This window comes from Mitsuaria sp. CC2 (genome assembly GCF_048957715.1).
Classification (GTDB): Bacteria; Pseudomonadota; Gammaproteobacteria; order Burkholderiales; family Burkholderiaceae_C; genus Roseateles.
In genome coordinates, this window is record NZ_JARVXN010000035.1 from 95638 (window position 1) to 114548 (window position 18911).

General features: G+C 70.0%; 17 protein-coding genes. 7 read left to right on the forward strand and 10 right to left on the reverse strand.

Going from position 1 to position 18911, the window contains the following annotated elements; all coding sequences use genetic code 11:
* Positions 1-385 precede the first annotated feature (385 nt).
* Both katG and PV762_RS23815 read left to right on the forward strand, forming a co-directional pair.
* Positions 386-2587: a catalase/peroxidase HPI gene (gene katG, locus PV762_RS23810; protein WP_421037476.1), complete on the forward strand. Its 2202-nt coding sequence runs from the start codon at positions 386-388 to the stop codon at positions 2585-2587.
* Positions 2588-2766: 179 nt separating this feature from the next.
* The gene (locus PV762_RS23815) at positions 2767-3429 is read left to right on the forward strand and encodes a CAP domain-containing protein (RefSeq protein WP_421037477.1); all 663 of its coding nucleotides are present in this window, start codon (positions 2767-2769) and stop codon (positions 3427-3429) included.
* 86 nt (positions 3430-3515) lie between these two features.
* On the opposite strand, the gene PV762_RS23820 is transcribed toward PV762_RS23815, so the two are convergent.
* The gene (locus tag PV762_RS23820) at positions 3516-4178 is read right to left on the reverse strand and encodes a hypothetical protein (protein ID WP_421037503.1); all 663 of its coding nucleotides are present in this window, start codon (positions 4176-4178) and stop codon (positions 3516-3518) included.
* A 104-nt stretch (positions 4179-4282) separates the two neighbouring features.
* Complete coding sequence (locus PV762_RS23825; protein WP_421037478.1) at positions 4283-5503, reverse strand: helix-turn-helix domain-containing protein; 1221 nt, start codon at positions 5501-5503, stop codon at positions 4283-4285.
* Between the two features lie 116 nt (positions 5504-5619).
* Between PV762_RS23825 and PV762_RS23830 the strand changes: the two genes are divergently transcribed.
* Entirely contained in the window at positions 5620-5862 is a 243-nt protein-coding gene (locus tag PV762_RS23830; RefSeq protein ID WP_421037480.1) for a glutaredoxin family protein, read from the forward strand.
* Positions 5863-6002: 140 nt separating this feature from the next.
* The gene (locus tag PV762_RS23835) at positions 6003-6737 is read left to right on the forward strand and encodes a DUF899 family protein (RefSeq protein ID WP_421037481.1); all 735 of its coding nucleotides are present in this window, start codon (positions 6003-6005) and stop codon (positions 6735-6737) included.
* A gap of 49 nt (positions 6738-6786) precedes the next feature.
* Here the strand turns inward: PV762_RS23835 and PV762_RS23840 are convergent, their stop codons facing one another.
* Positions 6787-7392 (reverse strand): chalcone isomerase family protein, encoded by a 606-nt coding sequence (locus tag PV762_RS23840; RefSeq protein ID WP_421037482.1) that lies wholly within the window; start codon positions 7390-7392, stop codon positions 6787-6789.
* 298 nt (positions 7393-7690) lie between these two features.
* Between PV762_RS23840 and PV762_RS23845 the strand changes: the two genes are divergently transcribed.
* Positions 7691-8719, forward strand: coding sequence for a SphA family protein (locus PV762_RS23845; protein WP_421037483.1), 1029 nt, complete (start codon positions 7691-7693; stop codon positions 8717-8719).
* A 9-nt stretch (positions 8720-8728) separates the two neighbouring features.
* On the opposite strand, the gene PV762_RS23850 is transcribed toward PV762_RS23845, so the two are convergent.
* The 3 genes from PV762_RS23850 to PV762_RS23860 all read right to left on the reverse strand — a co-directional run bounded on the left by PV762_RS23850 (position 8729) and on the right by PV762_RS23860 (position 12295).
* Complete coding sequence (locus PV762_RS23850; RefSeq protein ID WP_421037504.1) at positions 8729-9112, reverse strand: VOC family protein; 384 nt, start codon at positions 9110-9112, stop codon at positions 8729-8731.
* A 2-nt stretch (positions 9113-9114) separates the two neighbouring features.
* Positions 9115-11661, reverse strand: coding sequence for an ATP-binding protein (locus PV762_RS23855; RefSeq protein ID WP_421037484.1), 2547 nt, complete (start codon positions 11659-11661; stop codon positions 9115-9117).
* A gap of 178 nt (positions 11662-11839) precedes the next feature.
* Entirely contained in the window at positions 11840-12295 is a 456-nt protein-coding gene (locus PV762_RS23860) for a hypothetical protein (protein WP_421037485.1), read from the reverse strand.
* A gap of 289 nt (positions 12296-12584) precedes the next feature.
* Here PV762_RS23860 and PV762_RS23865 point away from each other — a divergent pair, with 289 nt between their 5' ends.
* Both PV762_RS23865 and PV762_RS23870 read left to right on the forward strand, forming a co-directional pair.
* Positions 12585-12800, forward strand: coding sequence for a hypothetical protein (locus tag PV762_RS23865; protein WP_421037486.1), 216 nt, complete (start codon positions 12585-12587; stop codon positions 12798-12800).
* Between the two features lie 81 nt (positions 12801-12881).
* On the forward strand, positions 12882-13937 hold the full coding sequence (locus PV762_RS23870; protein WP_421037487.1) for an NAD(P)H-dependent flavin oxidoreductase: 1056 nt from the start codon (positions 12882-12884) through the stop codon (positions 13935-13937).
* 3 nt (positions 13938-13940) lie between these two features.
* Here PV762_RS23870 and PV762_RS23875 read toward each other — a convergent pair whose 3' ends face one another.
* The 4 genes from PV762_RS23875 to PV762_RS23890 all read right to left on the reverse strand — a co-directional run bounded on the left by PV762_RS23875 (position 13941) and on the right by PV762_RS23890 (position 18883).
* A complete protein-coding gene (locus PV762_RS23875) occupies positions 13941-14918 on the reverse strand; it encodes an aldo/keto reductase (protein ID WP_421037489.1) in 978 nt (325 codons plus the stop codon).
* A gap of 94 nt (positions 14919-15012) precedes the next feature.
* Positions 15013-16065, reverse strand: a complete 1053-nt coding sequence (gene rtcA, locus PV762_RS23880; RefSeq protein ID WP_421037505.1) for an RNA 3'-terminal phosphate cyclase — start codon at positions 16063-16065, stop codon at positions 15013-15015.
* A 147-nt stretch (positions 16066-16212) separates the two neighbouring features.
* Complete coding sequence (locus tag PV762_RS23885) at positions 16213-17583, reverse strand: hypothetical protein (protein WP_421037490.1); 1371 nt, start codon at positions 17581-17583, stop codon at positions 16213-16215.
* An 85-nt stretch (positions 17584-17668) separates the two neighbouring features.
* A complete protein-coding gene (locus PV762_RS23890) occupies positions 17669-18883 on the reverse strand; it encodes an RtcB family protein (RefSeq protein ID WP_421037491.1) in 1215 nt (404 codons plus the stop codon).
* Positions 18884-18911: the final 28 nt, after the last annotated feature.

The following is an 18911-nucleotide window of genomic DNA, read 5'->3' on the forward strand; positions in this document are numbered from 1 at the left end:
ATGGATCGGATCGGGTGAGTCGTCGCACAAGGGCGACGGTTGCCTCGGGAAGGCGATCGATGCGACAGGAGAAGGAAGGGCCGCGCGGCGGCGCGCGCGACCGGAGCCGGTCAGCGCGTCAGTCGTGCGGCGGCCGTTCCGGCTCGCGTCGCGAAAGGACTGGGGGCACTGTCCACGGGGGGCTCCAAAGGGGGAAAGGCGCGGATTGTGGCACCGGGGTGACCGCCGGCGCAATCTCGAACGGATCGTCGCGCACAAGAAAACTATCGCCCCGATAAACCCCGACTGTTGCTGTCCCGACTGAGCGAGTCCTAGACTCGTCCGCGCTCGCACGCCGCAAGGCAGAACAGTGGACCGAACCCCAGGCTCAACTCAGGAGGAAGACATGTCAGGTGAATCCGAATCGAAGTGCCCGTTCTCGGGCGGCACCCACCACCACGCGGTGGCCGGCACCAAGGGCAACCGCGACTGGTGGCCCGAGCAGCTCAACCTCTCCATCCTCTCGCTGCACTCGTCCAAGACCAACCCGATGGGCGAGGACTTCAAGTACGCGCATGAGTTCCAGACCCTCGACCTCGACGCCGTCGTCAAGGATCTGAACGCGCTGATGACCGACTCCCAGGACTGGTGGCCCGCCGACTACGGGCACTATGGTCCGTTCTTCATCCGCATGGCCTGGCACTCGGCCGGCACCTACCGCGTGCAGGACGGTCGAGGCGGCGCCGGCACCGGCGCGCAGCGCTTCGCGCCGCTCAACAGCTGGCCCGACAACGGCAACCTCGACAAGGCCCGCCGCCTGCTCTGGCCGATCAAGCAGAAGTACGGCCGCAAGCTGTCCTGGGCCGACCTGATGATCCTGGCCGGCAACGTCGCGCTGGAATCCATGGGCTTCAAGACCTTCGGTTTCGCCGGCGGTCGCACCGACGTCTGGGAGCCCGAGACGGACGTCTTCTGGGGCCCGGAGACCACGTGGCTCGGCGACGAGCGCTACGCCGGCGATCGTGACCTCGCGAACCCGCTGGCCGCCGTGCAGATGGGCCTGATCTACGTGAACCCGGAAGGTCCGAACGGCAACCCCGATCCGGCCAAGTCGGCGCGCGACATCCGCGAGACCTTCAAGCGCATGGCGATGAACGACGAGGAGACCGTCGCGCTGGTCGCGGGCGGCCACACCTTCGGCAAGGCGCACGGCGCGGGCGAAGCCCATCACGTCGGCGCGATGCCCGAGGGCGGGGACATCGAGGACCAGGGCCTGGGCTGGAAGAACAAGTTCGGCGAGGGCATGGGCGTCTACACCATCACCAGCGGCATCGAGGGCGCCTGGACGCCGACGCCGATCACCTGGGACAACAGCTACTTCGAGACGCTGTTCGGCTTCGAGTGGGAACTGACCAAGAGCCCCGCCGGCGCGCACCAGTGGACGCCCAAGGGCGGCGCGGGTGCGGGTACCGTGCCCGACGCGCACGACAAGAACCGCAGGCACGCGCCGATGATGACGACGGCCGACCTCGCACTGCGCGTCGACCCGGCCTACGAGAAGATTTCCCGCCGCTTCAAGGACAACCCGGCCGAGCTGGCCGATGCGTTCGCGCGCGCCTGGTACAAGCTGACGCACCGCGACATGGGCCCGCTGTCGCGCTACCTCGGCAAGCTGGTGCCCAAGGAAGAGCTGATCTGGCAAGACCCGGTACCGAAGGTCGATCACCCGCTGGTGGACGACAAGGACGTGACGGACCTGAAGGCCAAGCTGCTGGCCAGCGGCCTGACCGTGTCGCAGCTGGTGACGACGGCCTGGGCGTCGGCCTCGACCTTCCGCAGCGGCGACAAGCGCGGCGGCGCCAACGGCGCGCGGATCCGCCTCGCCCCGCAGAAGGAATGGCCGGTGAACCAGCCCAGCGAGCTCGAGAAGGTCTTGAGCAAGCTGGAAACGGTGCGCAAGGAGTTCAACGCGTCCGCGGCCGGCGGCAAGAAGATCTCGCTGGCCGACCTGATCGTGCTGGGCGGCTCCGCGGGCATCGAGGCGGCGGCGAAGCAGGGCGGGCATGACGTCGTCGTGCCGTTCACGGCGGGCCGCACGGACGCGTCGCAGGACCAGACGGACGTCGATTCGATGGGCTACCTGGAGCCCGCGGCCGACGGCTTCCGGAACTACGTCCGCAAGGACCTCGTCAAGCACACGGCCGAACTGCTGATCGACAAGGCACAACTGCTGTCGCTGAGCGCGCCCGAACTGACGGCGCTCGTCGGCGGGATGCGGGTGCTCGACACCAACGTCGGCCACACCAAGCATGGGGTACTCACCACGCGGCCCGGGACCTTGAGCAACGACTTCTTCGTCAACCTGCTGGACATGCGGACCAAGTGGCAGAAGTCGACGGGCGACGAAGCCGTGCTCGAAGGCCGGGATCGCACCTCGGGCGCCGCGAAGTGGACGGCGACGACGGCTGACCTGGTCTTCGGATCGAACTCGCAGCTGCGGGCGCTGTCCGAGGTGTACGCGTCCAAGGACGGCGAGAAGGTGTTCGTGAACGACTTCGTCAAGGCCTGGACCCGGGTGATGAACCTGGACCGCTACGACCTGATCTGAGCGGACGCGGGGCCGCCGCCCGGGAGGGTGGGCGGCCCCGCAAGCCATCTGCCCGCCGTAGGCAGATTGGCTACGGTGTAGGCAATTTGGCTACGCGGCCAGGGTCGGCAGCCTCTCCCGCTGACCCTCTGCTACGTTTGGTTCCAGAAATTTCTCCAATCGTTTCCTAAGATTGGGGGATGGACGTCCCCTCCAACAAGCCGGCCCACCGGCGTTTCGCCACTTCGATGATCGTCGCCGCCCTCCTGGCGCTGGGTCTGGGTGCGTGCGGCGGCGGGGGCGGCGATGCCCCGACGACGCCCGACCCGGTCACGCCCACTTCCCCCACGGATCCCACCAATCCGACGAACCCCACCAACCCGACCAATCCCGGGCCGACGGATCCGCCGCTCGTCGCCGGGACCTGCGACCTGCCCAACTTCAAGCAGGACCTGCTGACCCGCATCAACGCGCTGCGCGCGTCGGGCGCCAGCTGCGGCACGGCAGGGAACTTCCCCGCCGTGGCGCCGGTGGTCTGGAACGACAAGCTGACCGCGGCCGCCGACGGCCATGCGACCGACATGGCCGCGAAGAACTACTTCAGCCACGACAGCCAGGACGGCCGCAGCTTCTCCACCCGCATCACCAATGCGGGCTACACCTGGGCCGCCGTGGGCGAGAACATCGCCGCCGGGCAGGGCACCGTCGAGTCGGCCATGACCTCGTGGCGCAACAGCGCCGGCCATTGCGCCAACCTGATGTCGGCCAGCTTCGTCGATGTCGGCGTTGCCTGCCGACCTGCGGCCTCGGCGTCCAACACCTACAGCAAGTACTGGGTGATGGATCTGGGCAAGGCGCGCTGAGCCCTCGCAAAACCACGGGCCGTCTTGCCCCCTCTCCCGCACTGCGGGAGAGGCTAGGGGTGAGGGTGGTGACAGTACGACGACCTTCACGCATGCTTCGGTCGCCGCACCGCCCGCACCTTGCCGCTGTTCCCGCCGCCGCAATAGAACAGTCCTGCGCCATCGGACTCCAACCCGCTGACGCCGACGTTCGCCGGCATGGCCAGCCGTTCGATCACGGCGCCGTTGGCCGGATCCACGCGACGCAGTTCGCTCTCATCGCCTTCCCAGGTGCCGTGCCAGAGCTCGCCGTCCACCCAGGTCACGCCGGTGACGAAGCGGTTGGACTCGATGGTGCGTCGCACTGCGCCGGTCTCCGGATCGATCTGGACGATCTTGCGATCGCGGTACTGCCCGACCCACAGACTCCCTTCCGCCCAGGTGAGTCCCGAATCGCTGCCCTGGCCCGACGGCGCCGGAATGGTGCCGACGACGCGACCGCTCTGCGGATCGATCTTCTGGATCTGCGAATCGCCGATCTGATAGAGGTGCCGGCCGTCGAAGGCCGTGCCGGCGTCCGCGGCGCACGGGAGCGTGCGCTGGACCTCTCCGCTGGTGGGATCGATCGCCAGCAGGCCCGCCGCCGTGGCGGCCCAGACGCGGTCGCCGTCATGGCTCACGCCGTGGACGGCGGGCGCGCCCGGGTAGGGACCGAATTCGCGCACGACCTCCGCCATGCGGGCCGCGGGCAGATGCGCGTTGGAGGCCATGCGCGCCTCGGCCTGGGGATCGCAGGCGTCAGGGCTTGCGTCGGTACGGGAAGCAGTCATCGTCATCTCCTGTACGGCGAAACCGTCGCCGCATGGACCTCAATCTATCCAGCCGTCGGCGGAGCGGGGAGTAACAAGATCGTCGCGATTCCCGTCATCGGCGGCGCGAGCCAGCGCTTCGCGCGCGCCTGACCGATCGCGCGCACCCGGCCCGCCGCTTCGAGTTCCGAGAGCGCGCGTTGCACCGTCCGCTGGCTGGCGACGAGCGCCATCGCGAGCGCCGACGTCGACCACGCCGCGCCGTCGGCCAGCAAGGCCTCCAGCGACGCGGTCTCGCCTTCCAGCGGCGGCACGAGCAGGCAGACCGCGCGCCCGTCCGCCACGCGCAGCGCGAAGCCCTCGCGTGTCGCGTCGATGCGGGCGACGGACTCGATCAATGCGCGCAGGCGGCCCAGTTCGACGCGCAGCCGCGCGCGATGCGTCTCGTCGGGATGCCGGGTCCTGAACGCGCGGAGGATGAGCGTCGCCCGATCCGCGTCGCCCGGCCAGGATTCGGCGAGCACCCGTGCGAGGGCGAACAGCACCGGTCGACGCGCGAGATCGACATGGATCCCGTCGCCGCGAATGGTGCGCCGGCAGGCGTCCACGACGAGCATCGGCGAGGACAGCAGGGCCTCGACCTCCTCCAGCCGCAAGCTCCTCGCCTGGCCGCCGTCGACGCGGCGCGCGGCGGGATGATCGAGCGAGGCGCGAAGATCGTCCGCCTCCGCCACCAGGGCCGCCACGCCCGCTCGTTGCGCGGCGACCAGCGCCCGGTCGACGGCGGCCCGGGCGGCGCTGATGCGCAAGGCACGCATCGCGAGTTCCGCCGAGGCCAGCGCGACCATCGCGGCCAGCAAGGGCGGCGTACCGGCGACGTCTTCCGCCGGCAGCGCGTCGGCGGCCTGATCCAGGCGACCCAGCAGGATCAGGCGCCTCGCGGCGACCAGCCGAGCCTGCAGCGCGTTGGCGCGATCCTCGTGGGCGTCCAGCGTCGCGGCGGCCTGCAGCAATGGGCGCGTCGGATCGCCGAGATCGCGCATCGCCAGCGCCACCTCCGCTTCGGCGACGACGCAGCGCGCGCGGGCGACGGCTTCTTTCGGTCCGAACACCTTGGCGGCCTGACGCAGCAGTTCGCGAGCGCGCGCGTGCTCGCCGAGCTGCGCCATCGCGATGCCGCGCAGCGCGAGCGCGGCCGGGTCGTCGCGCAAGGCGACCCGTTGCAGCGCGCTCAACGCATCCCCGGCGGCGAGGAAGCGGGCGGCGGCGGTGATCAGGGCGTCCATGAGGTCGGAGCTTAAGCGCCGACGCTGCCGTCACGGGCGGCGAGGACCCCGCGGCCCCGGAGGTCAGGGAGACCCCGGGTCGGCAGGTGGGAAGGGCCCCGAATACACTCCTGCCCATGGAACTGAAGATCGTCGTCTATTCGAAGTCCGCCTGCCCGCAATGCGACACGGCGAAGAGTCTGCTCAAGGCCCGCGGGATCGAGTATCAGGAGATCCTGATCGACGACGAGGCCGAGCGCCTGGCCTTCTACGAGAAGTGCGGCCCGTCCGTGCGCCAGATGCCGCAGGTCTTCATCAACGACCAGCGCGTCGGCGGCGTCACCGGTCTGCAGGCCGCGCTGAAGCAGATCGGCCGCTGATCCGATCGGCGGAAGGTCGATTGCCGCCGTCCTCGCGACGTCCTACGCATCGACGGCCTGAACGCCTACAGGCGTCCGACGCCGCGCATCCCAGACTGGACCCTTGAGCCGCCGATTTCCGTCGGCCTGGGAGTCCTCTCATGGCGCAGCCGTCCACCGCCTCCTCGCAGGCGTCGTCCTCCACGCCCGCGTTGAAGGACGCGAAGTCCCTGGCCAAGGCGAACGCGAAGCCGTATCCAGGCGACAGCCCAGAATACCGAGCCGCGCGCGAGGCGCTGCTCGCCGAAGAGGTGGAGCTTCGCCGGCATCTCTGGCGCGTCGCGGAACAACGTCGCGCGCTGCCGCTCGGCGGCGAAGCCGAGCCCTATCGCTTCCTCGACGAGAACGGAAAGGACGTCGGCCTGGCCGATCTCTTCGGCCGGCACGACACGCTGGTCACCTATTTCTGGATGTACGGCCCGCAGCGGGAGCGGCCGTGCCCGATGTGCACGTCCTTCCTGGGCTCGCTGGACATCCCGATGCGCGATCTCGATCAACGCGTCGCCGTCGCGGTGCTGGGTCGCTCGCCGGTATCGCGGCAGCTCGCCTTCGCACGCGAACGCGGATGGCGCAACCTGCGCTTCTTCCAGCTCGTCGGCGATCAGTTCACGACCACCTTCAAGCTGATCGACGACAAGGGATTCGAGTACCCCGCGCTGACCGTGTGGGTGCGGCGCGGCGACAAGGTCTTCCACTTCTGGAGCGCCGAGAGCGGCGGCACCGAGGACCCCGGCCAGGACGCGCACGGCGCGCCGGAGATCGCGCCGCTGTGGAACGTGCTCGACCTGACCCCCGGCGGGCGCGGGACGAGCTGGTATCCGAAGCTGGACTACTGAGCGCTGACGGCGCTGAAAGCGCTCAGGCCGCCCCTCCTGTGTCCGGCGATCACTTCGGCGGCGCGATCCCCAGCAGGCCGTCGCGCGTGCTGCCGCGGACCTTGGGGCCGATCCAGACCTTCATCATCATCGGGAAGAAGCTCTCGCCCTGGATGGTGTCGCCCACCTTCGCCCCGTTGACGCTGAACTCGGTCGTCTGCTTCGCGGGGTCGTAGTCGATGGTGACCAGCTCGCCCTTGAGCAGCTTCGCGCGGTTGCCGAAGACCACGCCCAGTTGCGCGGTCTGGATGATGTTCTTGGAGAACTCCTCCGCCGCGTTCTGGCGGATGCGGTCCAGCATCGCGTTGGCCAGGTCGCGCGAGGACACGTCGCGCATCATGTAGAAGGTGATGCGTTTCGCGCCCTTCTCGGCGACCGCGGCTTCCATCGTCGTCTGCTTCTTCGGCAGGTAGAAGGCGACGGCCGTCGAGCGCGTCGACAGGATGCTCGATGTCGCGGCGCCGTTCAGCACCAGCGTCTGGTTGTGCAGCAGCGCGGTGTCCTGGAACTTGAAGCCCTCGAGCTCCACCTCCGCCGCGAAGGCGAAGGAGGACATCGCGGCGATGCCGATGAACAGGGCGTTCCGCACGGAGCGGATGAAGGTGGAACGTTGCATGGGGAAGTCTCCTCGCAGGGGCGCGTCGTGTTGTGGGATTGAGCCGCGAGCCGACCGGGCGCGGTGGCGAAGAAGTGGCGTGGCTCGTGGCGTCGCGAGTTCGAGCCGATGGTGACGGCAATCGCGGGACGCGGTGCGGACCGGATTAAAGCGCGGCGGTATGTGGCGCGTCAGCCCCGGAATCTGGGGCCGTGCCTCTAATCCGAGGCCCGATGTGACGAATGGCACAAGCCCCGGCCCCTTCCGCTGGCACGATGCGCCCCGATTCGAAAATCCAGAACTCCCCGGAGGCATCCCCGTGTCCATCGACCTTCTCCGCGATCGCAAGTCCGCGACCGCCGCCGCCCTCGTCACCCTGACCGCCCTCGTCGGCACCGCGCACGCCACCGAGAACAGCCAGGTGCGCGCGCTGCTCGGCGCGCCGTCCTATGAGATCTCGACGCCGCAGTTCCCCGGCGTCTACCTTCAGACCTGGTACCAGCACTACGAGGCCGACAAGCTGCGCGACGCCGACGGCAACACGCCCACGCGCTCGCTGACCATCCCGGGCGTCGGCACGCTGCCGCTGACGGTGAACGGCTCGATCAAGGCCGACGTCTTCGTGCCGCGCATCACCTGGGTCACCGAGAAGATCGTGATGGACGGCCGTCTGGGCTTCTCCGCCGCGTTGCCGCTGGTCAAGCAGACCAACGACTTCACGCTGACGACGGTGCTGCCGGCCGGCCTGCCGCCGACCGCCGTGGCGCAGATCAACCAGCAGCTGTCCGCCGCCGGCGGCGCGCTGTCGGGCACGCGCAGCGGACTGGCCGATCCGGAAATCGCCGCCTACATCGACTGGCAGCAGGACGAATCGCGCGTCGCGCTCGGCGTCGCCTTCAACCCGCCGATGGGCTCGTACGACGCGAGCCGCGCGGTCAATCCGGGCGCGGGCAAGTACTGGACCTTCAAGCCGCTGCTGGTGGCTTCGCGCGTGTGGGAGAACGGCTTCGCCGTCGGCCTGCGCGCGACCTACTCCTTCAACACGCGCAACGACGACACCGGCGTGCGCTCCGGCCAGTACCTGCATGCGGACTGGTCCGGCACCTACAACGTCAACGACCAGTGGAAGGTCGGCGTGCAGGGCTACGTGCTCAAGCAGTTCACCGCCGACAGCGGCGGCGCAGCCGGCGCCAACAAGGTGCAGGCGCTGTCGGCCGGCCCGCTGATCGCCTACCTGGCGGAGAGCGGCGAGTGGGGCGTCGACTTCAAGGTGATGAAGGAGTTCTCGGTGCGCAACCGCCCCGAAGGCACCGTCACCTGGCTGCGCCTGAACTACCGGTTGAACTGATCCCGGTTCTCAGCGCTCGTACAGCTCCAGCGGCAGCCCGTCCGGATCCGCGAAGAAGGTGAAGCGCTTGCCGGTGAGCTCGTCGACGCGCACCGGCTCCACGGCGACGCCCTGGGCTTCGAGCTCGCGCTTGCCGACCTCGACGTCGTCGACCTCGAAGGCCAGATGGCGCAGGCCCTGCGCCTCCGGGTACGAGGGCCGCGGCGGCGCGTCGGGAAAGCTGAAGAGCTCGATCTGCCCGCCGTCGGGCAGCGCCAGGTCCAGCTTGTAGGAGCGTCGCGCCTCGCGATAGGTCTCCGCGATCACGCGCAGGCCGAGGACCTCGGTGTAGAAGCGCCGCGAGCGCGCGTAGTCGGCGCAGATGATCGCGGTGTGATGGATGCGCAGCAGCATGGTCATTCCGTTCGGTTCGTCGTCGTCGCCGTCGTCGTCTTTGTTGTCGTCCTCGACGACGGCCGACCGGCCATCAACGCGGCCTTCAGTTCGTCGACATCGACCGGCTTGACCATGTGGTCGTCGAAGCCGGCCTCGCGCGTCTTCTCCCGGTCCTGCTCCTGGCCCCAGCCGGTCAGCGCGATCAGGCGCGGACGGCCGATGTCGTCGGCCATCGCGCGCAGGCGGCGGGCGACCTCGTGGCCGTCCATGTCGGGCATGCCGATGTCCAGGAGGATCGCGTCGGGCCGCAGCTGGCGCACCGCGCCCAGCGCCGACGGCCCGTCGTAGGCCACCGCCACCTCCGCGCCCATCAGCCGCAGCAGTTCCGCCGTCGTGTCGGCGGCGTCGCGGTTGTCGTCGACCAGCAGCAGGCGCGCGTTCAGCGGCGCGTCCTCCTGGACGGGAGCCGGCACACCCGCCACCGCGGCGGCGATCTCCGGCAGCCGCAGCTGGAAGCTGCTGCCCCGTCCCGGTCCGTCGCTGGTCGCGGTGAGTTGTCCGCCGTGCAGGCGGGCCAGCGTCTGCGACAGGCTCAGTCCGATGCCGAGCCCGCCCTGCGAGCGGCTGTGGGAGCGATCCAGCTGCGAGAACAGTTCGAACAACTGCGGCAGCTGTTCGGCCGAGATGCCGATGCCGTTGTCGGTCACGGTCAGGACGGCGTCGCCGGCATCGCGCGCGATGTGCACGTCGATGCGGCCGCCCGCGTCGGTGTAGCGCGCCGCGTTGTTCAGCAGGTTCACCAGCAGCTGCGTGAGCCGCACCGGGTCGCCCTGCACCCACGGCGCGGGGCCGTCGAAGCGCAGCGTGAGCCGGTGTCCCTCGCGATCGATCAGCGGGCGGCTGCTCTCCACCGCCGCGTCGACGACGCCGCTCAGATTCACCGGCTCATGCCGCAGCGTGATCAGGCCGCGGCTGATGCGCGAGACCTCCAGCAGGTCGTCGACCAGCCGCACCATGTGGTTCACCTGACGCTCCAGCAGTTCGCGGATGCCGGTGAAGCGGTCCTCGCGATCGGCGGCGGCGAGCAGGTGCACCGCGTTGCGGATCGGCGCCAGCGGATTGCGCAGCTCGTGCGCCAGCGTCGCGAGGAACTCGTCCTTGCGACGGTCCGAACGCAGCAACCGCTCCTCCCGCTCCTGGGCCAACGCCTGGTGACGGGCCCGTTCGACCGCGACGCGCGTGCGGTGCGCCGTCTCGCGGATCAGCCCGACCTCGTCGGCGGTCCAGGTGCGCGGCGTTTCATCGTGCACGAACAGCAGCGCGACGAGCCGGCCCTGCTCCAGCACCGGCACGTTGACGATGGATCGCACGTGCATCGCATCGAACCGGTCGCGATGGTCGCGCGTGCGCGCATCCGCGTGGACATCGACGATCTCGACCACCTCTTCGCGCTTGAGCTGGTCCACGAAGCTGCCGTAATCGCGGAAGCGGCGCTGGCCGGTGAGGCTGTCGAGGCCGCCGCGGCGCCAGTCGCGTTCGATGCGCACCGTCTCCGTCTCATGATCGACGGTGCAGTAGCCGGCCCGTGTCGCGGTCAGCATCATCCCCAGCATCTGCGCCGAGGCGAAACCGATGCTTGCCGGCGAGCCGAGCTCGCGCAGCCGCTCGCTCAGTCCGGCGAGCGCGGCGCCCCGCCGCTCGGCGCGCACGCGCGCGGTGACGTCGACGCCCTCGACGAAGATGTGCGTGACGGCGCCGCTGTCGTCGCGGATCGGCTGGTACACGAAGTCCAGGAAGTGTTCTTCGGACTGGCCGTCGGCGGTGTCGGCGATGAACTGGGCCGCATGTGCCGTGTAGGCCCGTCCGGTGGCGTACACGTCGTCCAGCAGCGTCACGTAGCCCTGCGCCGCCGCGTCGGGCAGCGCCTCTGCGACGCTGCGGCCGACCACGTCGCGGCCGCCGATCAGGCGCAGGTAGGCGGGATTGACGGTCTCGAAGCGATGCTCGGGACCGGCCAGCACGGCCATGAAGCTGGGGGCCTGCTCGAAGAGCTGGCTGAGCCGTTCGCGTTCGCCGCGCACGCGGCGCTCGGCCATCACCTTGCCGGTGGTCTCGACGACGATGGCCATCACCCCCGCCGGTCGACCCTCGTCGTCCAGCAGCGGCGAATAGTCGAGGTTCAGCCATGCGCGCGCCGGCAGTCCCGGGCGGTGCAGGACCAGCTCCTGGTCTTCGTAGTGCAGCGTGCCGCCCGCCAGGCCGACGCGCATGACGTTGTCGTTGAAGTCGGCCACCTCGGGCCAACCCTCGCGCACGTTGCTGCCGAGCAGACGCGGATGCCGCGCGCCGGCGAACACGCCGTAGGCATCGTTGTAGATCATCACGCCGGGCTCGTGCCACAGCATCACGATCGGCGTGCGCGCGCGCAGCATCAGCGCCGTCGCATGACGGACGTGGTCGGGCCACGCGTCCAGCGGGCCCAGCGCGGTCGCGCCCCAGTCGAAAGCGGCGATCAGCGACGCGATCTCGCCGCCGCCCGACAGGAACGGCGGCAGCTCGGGGCCCATGGAAGGCTCCGGGGCATCCGGGGCATCTGCGGAATCCGGGGCATCTGCGGAATCCGGGGGCTCTGGGAAAACCGGGGGATCGGAAGGGGCAGCCAAGCGCGCTCCCGCGAGTCGAGGGATCCGGCAGTATCCGCTGAACCGGCGCGTCGGCCGGCGCGCGGGCCGCCGATCGCTGCCGTCAGTGCGCGCCGGCGGCCATCATCGCGCCGCGCGGACCGGCGACGTAGCGGTATTGGGGGGCCGGCGCCTGCTCGGCCTCGTCGTCCAGCGCGTAGACATGCAGATGCACGGCCTCGCCGCCGGCCTCGAACTGGCAATGACCGCCCAGCTTCGTGCCCTTGGCGAGTCGACGGTCCAGGTCGTCGTCGTCGTCATGGACCTCGGCGTTCACCCAGACGTAATCGAGGCCCTGCGCACCGTGCTCGACGGCCGTCGAACGCACCGGCTGGCCGTGCAGCATCGGACGCAGCAGCGCGACGCAGCGGTCGTGCTGCGCGGTTTCATGGGCGGTCATCTCGGGCTTGCGCCCGGTCGAGTCCGACCCGCAGGCGCTCAGCAGCGCGCACAGGACCGCCACCGCGACCACGGCGCGGGCCGCGGTCGCAGGGCGCTGGATCGAACGAAGGTCAGTCACGGCAACTCCTGGATCGCCCCGCTGGACCGCAGGACGAGACGCGCAGCGTAGCGGTCCTTCGTCAAGCGCGTGTGAACGGGGGTAATGCGCGACATGCGCACGGCCCCTGATCGAAGGGACATCCTGAGGAGAGTGCTCGTGTCGTCGAGACGGTTCCCGCCCTCGTCCTCCGGTGCATCGCACCCCCGTGCCGTTCATCCCGTCCGCATGACGGACTGTCGCAGCGACATCCGCCGTGCGCGTGGCTGCCTAGACTGCGCCTCGATCTCAACTTCCGAGGGAACTCACCATGACCATCCGCTCCACCGCTGTTGCCCGCTCGATGACCACGCTGCTTGCCGGGGCCGCGGCCGTCCTGTCCACCGGCTGCGTCATCGCGCCCAACAGCACCGAGGCCAACACCCAGCGCATGGAAGACGTCCGCAAGATGAGCGAGCAGGCCACCGCCACCTGCGGCGCGGGCAACGTCAAGGAAGTGAACGCGAAGAGCTTCACCTGCAAGTGAGGTGTGAGCCCACGGCCTGACAGGGACATCGACCTTGCGCGATCATCGGGACCCGTCTGTTCGAGTCCAGGATCCGCCGCCATGTCCCTCTCCAGCGCGCCGTTCGCTCCCTTCTTCCTCGGCACCCGGCTGCCGCTGATCCAGGCGCCGATGGCCGGCGTGCAGGACGCGCGGCTGGCGCTCGCGGTGAGCAATGCCGGCGGGCTCGGCTCGCTGCCCGCGGCGATGCTGACGCCGGAAACGCTCCAGCAGGAGCTGAAGGCGTTGCGCGACGGGACGGACAAGCCGTTCAACGTCAACTTCTTCGCCCATGCCTCGCCGACGCCGGACGAGGCGCGCGAGTCGCGCTGGCGCGACCGGCTCGGCCCGTACTACGCCGAGTTCGGCATCGATCCCGCGCAGATCAAGGCCGGTCCCGGGCGAGCGCCGTTCACGGTGGAGATCGCCGATCTGGTCGAGCCGTTCAAGCCGCCGGTGATGAGCTTCCATTTCGGACTGCCGTCGCCGGCGTTGGTCGCCCGTGTGAAGGGCTGGGGCAGTCTGGTGCTGGGCAGCGCGACCACGGTCGACGAGGCCCGCTGGCTGGAGGCGCACGGCGCCGACGGCGTGATCGCGCAGGGCTGGGAGGCGGGGGGGCATCGGGGCCATTTCCTCAGCGACGACCTGACGCGGCAGCCGGGCACGATGGCCTTGCTGCCGCAGATCGTGCGCGCGGTGAGGGTGCCGGTGATCGCGGCGGGCGGCATCGCCGATGTGCGCGGCATCCGCGCGGCGCTGGCGCTGGGAGCGTCGGCGGTTCAACTGGGCACGGCCTTCCTGCTGTGCGATGAAGCGACGACGAGCGCGCCGCATCGGGCGGCGCTGCGCGATCCGGCGAATCACCACACGGCGGTGACGAATCTCTTCACGGGTCGTCCGGCGCGCGGCATCGTCAATCGCTACATGCGCGAGGTCGGCCCGTTGAACGAGGCGGCGCCGCAGTTCCCGCTGGCGACGTCCAGCGTCGCGCCGCTGCGCGCGAAGGCCGAGGCGCAGGGCAGCGGTGACTTCTCGCCGCTGTGGTCGGGCCAGAACTTCGCCGCCGTGCGCGAGATCGGCGCGGCGGCGCTCGTGACCGAGCTCAGCGTCGCGTTCTGATCCTCAGGGCAAGGGCGCACCACGCGCCGCCACGTACAGCGCATACCACTCGTTGCGGCTGAGCTGGACCTTCAACGCATCGCCGCAGGCGCGGATGCGGTCGGGGCTGGCCGAGCCGATGACGGGCTGGATGCGGGCGGGATGCTTCATCAGCCACGCCAGCAGGATGCCTTCGCTGCTCACGCCGTGTTCCTGCGCCAGCTTCTGGACCAGGACGCGGGCGGCTTCGTCGGCGGGGTCCTGGGCGGTTTCCCCGCTGAAGCGGCCGCGAGCCAGCGCGGCCCAGGCCTGCAGCTGGATGCCGTGCTGCTGGCAATGTTCGAGCGTGCCGGTCCACGCCAGCGCGCCGGGGCGTGCCGCGGCCTGGCGGTCGTTGAAGCAGGTGCCCGCGTCCAGTGGCTCCAGATGGCCGAGGCCGAGTTCCAGCTGGTTCACGACCAGCGGCTGGTCCAGCGCGCGCCCCAGCCACGCCATCTGGCCGACGTTCATGTTGGACACGCCGAAGTGGCTGACCTTGCGCGCCGCGCGCAGTCGCTGGAAGGCTTCGGCGATCTCGGCCGGCTGCATCAGCGGATCCGGGCGATGCAGCAGCAGGATGTCCAGACGTTCGGTGCCCAGGCGCTTCAAGCTGGCTTCGACTGCCTGGACGATGTAATCGCCGGACAGGTCGTAGCGGCCCGGGCCTTCATCGTCGGCGAAGCGGATGCCGCACTTGCTCTGCAGCACGATGCGGTCGCGCAGCGAGGGTTGGCGGCGGAACAGTTCGCCGAAGACCGATTCGGCCTTGCCGCGGGTGTAGATGTCGGCGTGGTCGAACAGCGTGACGCCGATGTCCAGCGCGGCCTCGACGGCGGCCTGCGCGTGGTCGACGTGGGCGCCGGTGAACGGGGAGTCGTCCCAGTGGCCGCCCAGGCCCATGCAGCCGTAGGCGAGCGGGCTGGCGGTCGGGAGGTACTGCTGCAGCGGAAGGGCGTGGCTCATGGTGGACGTGCGCGTTCTGGAATGGGGAACGCGCCCGGGTGGGCGCGCGGTGCGGGATTGTGACGCGGCGCGCGGGCGTCGCGTTTCATCGTGGTTACGACCCGGGCCGCACGTCCACGCGCCAGGCGTTGCCGGCGCGCGAGACCTCCAGGTGCGAGTCGAAGCGCACATCCAGGAAGCGTTCGATCACGCCGAAGTTGGTGCGGCTGTGTTCCGTCAGCTCGGTGCAGGTGTACGCGGCCGCACGACCCGACCCCGCCACGGCCAGCGCGAGCGGCAGCGCCAGCTGATCCGCCAGGTGCGGACCGGCGGCGCCGGCGGAGAGCTCGTACGCGCGCATCTCCGTGAAGACGGTCTGTGCCACCGCCTCCGCCGACAGGCCGCGTTCGCCGAAGGCGATGAACACCTCGGTCATCTGCTCATACGCGAGCGTGGTCATCAGCGCGTTGCCGGGGCCTTCGTTCTGACGCGCCGTGCCGACGCGCAGCTGGTGGCTGTCCCAGCCCGTCAGATGCTGCAGGGCCTCGAGCTCGCGATCGGCGACGCCGCGCGGCAACGCGGGCGCCAGCACTTCGGCGAAGGCTTCCACCGGCTCGCCGCGTTCGAGCAGGTCGAACGGGCGCAGGCCGCCTTCGGCCGGCGTGATCACGGCCTCGATCTCGCCGCCGCCGGCGGGGTAGAAGCCGTGACGACGCAGCGTCAGGTCCAGCTTCGCGCCCGCGCGACGGATCAGCGGCGCGAAGCTGCGCTGCAGGAAATGGAAGGGCGGCGCCATCGGGTTGTGCGTCCCGCCGGACAGGTGCAGCCGGCTGGGCGCGTCCGCCAGCATCAGCGGCGGCAGGACGGTCTGCAGCACCAGCGTGCAGCTGCCCGCGGTGCCGACCGCGAAGCGGTAGTCGCCGGCATGCACCTGGCCGGGTCGGAATTCCAGCGCCTGCGAGCCGAGCTCCGCGCCGACCACCGTCGCGCCGCAGACCTGCTGCGCGGCCAGCACGCAGGTCAGGTGCTGGCGCATCAGGCCCGGCTTGGGGCGCTTCGCGCGGATGTTGGCGATGCGCAGCGGCGTGCCGGTGCACATCGAGAGCGCCAGCGCCGTGCGCAGGATCTGTCCGCCGCCTTCGCCGTGCGAGCCGTCCAGTTCAACCATGTTCTCCCTGATCTTCATCGCTTCTCGCGGTCTCCGCGGCGATGCGCCGCGGGTCCACGCCTTTCTCTCTTGGTCTTCTGTCTTGTCTTCTTCGTATCCGGACTCGACACGCGTTGAACGCCCATTCCATGTGCGCTCAACGCGGCTTCATCTCGCCGTCAGCAGGCCGCAGGTCGACAGTGCGAACGACAGCCTGGCACGCAGCGCAGGCGGCAGCACCGGTGATGCGTCCCGCCACTGCTCGCGCAGTCGACCGGCCTGCGGTTCGCCGGGCGCGGACACGCCGAGCCGGGTGCTGACTTCCCAGCGTTCGATCGCGTGGAGCAGCGCGTCGGCACCGCCCTCCGGCAAAGGCTGGCGGGTCAGGTCGAGCAACGCGCCGAACTGCGTCCACAGGCCCCAGGATCGCGACATCGTGAGACCGCGTCGCAACGCGACGACGTGGCCGTGCGCCATCACCAGCGGCCACAGCTCCGCGGGCGACAGCCCTGGAACGCCGCGGCCCACGGACTCCGCCGCGACCCGCTGGACGCGCGGCGACGCGTCACCCAAGGCGCATCGCAGCCAGTGCTGCTGCCGGTCGTCGGTGCTCGCGCGGATCAAATGATCGAGCGCGACCGCACGCAGCGGCGCCTTCGGACCGACGTCGCCCGCCAGGGCCAGCAGCCGCTCCGCGCGCACGGGGGTCGATGCGGGATCGACCGCCGCGAGGAACGCGAAGGCCGGCACGCCGCCGTGCGGCGCGCCGACCAGCGCCTGCGCCTGCAACTGCGACTCGGCAACGACACGCACCGCGTCCGTCCCGCCGCTGCGTCGCAGGAAGGCGAGTGCCACGTCCCGCACGCCGCCGCGCGGATCCAGCGCCAGCCGTTGCGCGGTGGCGGTGCCGAGCTCCGGCGTCGTGTCGCACAGGCGGCGCAGCGCGTGGGCACGCACCGGATCGGTCGGGCTGTCGCAGGCCGCGAGCCAGAGCGCCGATCGCGCCGGGCCGCCGGGCAGGTCCTCGATGCGTTCGAGCGCCCACCGGGCCGTGACGATGTCCGCGCTGCACAGGCGGCCTGACAGCAGCGCGGGCCGCTCGACCGGCGACGCCGCACGCCATTCGACGGTGTCCAGCCAGCGCCCGACCACGGGCGGCAGTGTGCCGCGCACGTCGGCCAGACGGCGGAGCCGATCCGGCGCGACCAGGAAGTCCGCGATCGTCGCCAGCAACGGCCCGTGATCGGCCCGCTGACCGCGCAGCACGTCGGCCAGCGCCGGCAAGGCGGCCGGCCAGGCCTCCAGGCGGTCGTCGGTGAGGAACCCCCGCACGGCGATGCCCGCGACGCGCCGCACCTGCGGCACCCAGTCGTTCACGCGGGCCAGCAGACCCGGCAGGGCCGCGGGTGCCCGCAGCTTGCCCAGCGCCTCCACGGCTTCCTGCCGCGAGTGACCGCTGCGCGCGTCCAGCATCGGCAACCAGGCCTCCGCGGTCGACGCCGGCGGTCTGTCGCCGGAGAACCAATCCTTCCAGTTCATCTCTTTCTCCCTGACGGCACGACGCGCGCCACCGAAGTCGCGCGCCGTCCGCTCATCGCCGGCCGTCAGGCCGGTCTCTTGTTCCTCATCCCTTCACACACACCACCTGCTTCAGCGTGTGCACCACTTCCACCAGGTCCTGCTGGGCCGCCATGACCGCGTCGATGTCCTTGTAGGCCATCGGGATCTCGTCGATCACGTCGGCGTCCTTGCGGCACTCGACGCCTTCGGTGGCGGCGCGCTGGTCCTTCAGCGTGAAGCGGCGCTTGGCCTCCGTGCGGCTCATCGTGCGGCCAGCCCCGTGCGAGCAGCTCTCGAAGCTCTCCGGGTTGCCCTTGCCGCGCACGATGTAGCTGCGCGCGCCCATGCTGCCGGGGATGATCCCCATCTGGCCCTGCTTCGCGCTCACCGCGCCCTTGCGGGTCACGAACACGTCCTGGCCGAAGTGGGTCTCCTTCTGCACGTAGTTGTGGTGGCAGTTCACCGCTTCGATGTGGCTCTCGAACTTCTTCCCGATCACCTTCTTCGCGGCGACTATCACGCGGCGCATCATCACCTCGCGGTTGGTCTCCGCGAACTTCTGCGCCCAGCCCACCGCGCGGACGTAGTCGCCGAAGTACTTCGCGCCTTCCTCGAAGTAAGCCAGGTTCGCATCCGGCAGGTTGGCCTGATGCTGCATCGCGTCCTTCTTCGCCAGCTCGATGAACAGGGTGCCGATCGCGTTCCCGACGCCGCGCGAACCCGAATGCAGCATGAACCACACGAAGCCCAGCTCGTCCAGGCAGACCTCGATGAAGTGGTTCCCCGTCCCGAGCGTGCCCAGGTGCTTGTGGTTGTTGGTGTTCTTCAGCTTGGGGTAGTCGCGGCAGATCTCGGCGAAGTCGGGCTGCAGTTCCGCCCAGGCCGCGTCGACCATCTCGGGCGGGTTCTCCCACGCGCCGACGTCGCGGCCCTTTGGCGTGCGGCCGTGCGGCACGGCGGCCTCGATCGCGGAGCGCAGGGGCGCCAGGTTGTCCGGCAGGTCCTCCGCGCGCAGCGTGGTCTTGCAGGCCATCATCCCGCAGCCGATGTCGACGCCGACCGCGGCCGGGATGATCGCCTTCAGCGTCGGGATCACCGACCCCACCGTCGCGCCGATGCCCAGATGCACGTCGGGCATCGCCGCGATGTGCTTGAACACCACCGGCAGCTTCGCGGCATTCATCAGCTGCTTGCGCGCTTCATCTTCGACGGGCACGCCCTGCGTCCACATCTTCACCGGCACGCCGCCGGCGACTTCCATCTCGTTGTAGTTCTTCATGGTCCGTTCCGTCCTGGATTTCAACAGC